This window comes from Streptomyces hirsutus (assembly GCF_001418415.1).
Lineage (GTDB): Bacteria > Actinomycetota > Actinomycetes > Streptomycetales > Streptomycetaceae > Streptomyces > Streptomyces hirsutus.
The window spans coordinates 1-1,186 of the sequence record NZ_LIQT01000225.1 but is presented as its reverse complement, the minus strand read 5'-3'; the positions used below and the strand labels follow the sequence as shown (position 1 = coordinate 1,186).

The 1,186-nt window shown below is 76.1% G+C and carries 1 protein-coding gene; it reads left to right on the top strand.

What is annotated here, in order from left to right; translation table 11 throughout:
* Positions 1-1,130: inositol-3-phosphate synthase (locus AOK11_RS18015; RefSeq protein WP_055594743.1), on the top strand; the 1,130-nt coding region annotated here is incomplete at its 5' end.
* Positions 1,131-1,186 lie beyond the last annotated feature (56 nt).

The window sequence follows — 1,186 nt, the reverse complement described above, 5'->3', positions numbered from 1 at the left end:
TCGGCGTCTGGCTCATCGGGGCGCGCGGATCCGTCGCCACGACCGCGATCACGGGCTGCGCCGCCGTCGCCGCCGGACTCCATCCGCCGACCGGCATGGTCACCGAGACCCCCGACTTCACCTCGTGCGGCCTGCCGCCGCTGTCGTCCCTCGTCTTCGGCGGCCACGACACCGTCGACTGCCCGCTGCCCAAACGCGCCGAACACCTCGCCGCCGGCGGCGTCCTGCCGCACGGTCTGCCCTCCGCCGTACACGCCGAACTCGTCGCCGCCGACCGGGAGATCAGGCCCGGCGGCCCCCCGACCGGTGACACGGACGGCGGCTCGGGCCGCCACGACGACGAACTGATCGACGTGTTCGCGGCCGACATGCGCGACTTCGTGCGCCGCCGGGGACTCGCGGGCGCCGTCGTGGTGAACGTCGCCTCCACCGAGCCCGCTCCCGCCGACGGCTCCCTGCCGCCGAGCTCCCTCTACGCGGCGGCCGCCCTGCGTGCCGGCTGCCCCTATGTCAACTTCACCCCCTCCGCGGGCCTGCACCACCCGGCGCTGGCCGAGCAGGCGGCGACGGCTTCCGTCCCCCACGCGGGCCGCGACGGCAAGACCGGGCAGACCCTGCTGCGCTCCGTGCTCGGCCCGATGTTCCTGCAGCGCGCCCTCGCCGTGCGCGCCTGGTCCGGCACCAACCTCCTGGGCGGCGGCGACGGCGCCGCCCTCGCCGACCCCGCGACCGCCGCCGCCAAGAACGCCGGCAAGGAACGCGTCCTCGCCGACACCCTCGGCACCGCCCCCGAGGGCGAGGTCCACATCGACGACGTGCCCGCGCTCGGCGACTGGAAGACGGCCTGGGACCACATCGCCTTCGACGGCTTCCTCGGCGCCCGCATGATCCTGCAGACCACCTGGCAGGGCTGCGACTCGGCGCTCGCCGCGCCGCTCGTCCTCGACCTGGCCCGGCTGGTCGCCCGCGCCCGGGAGAGGGGCCTGTCCGGTCCTCTGAGCGAACTGGGCTTCTACTTCAAGGACCCGGTGGGGGACGGCCCGTCCTCGCTGGCCGAACAGTACGCGGAGCTCAGGCGCTTCGCCGGGCGGCTGCGGGACGACGCCCCCGACCGCGGGGCGCAGCGGTGAGCCGCACGGCTGTCCCGGCGCAGGACACCCCCGCTCCGGCCGGGTCGACGGCGGCG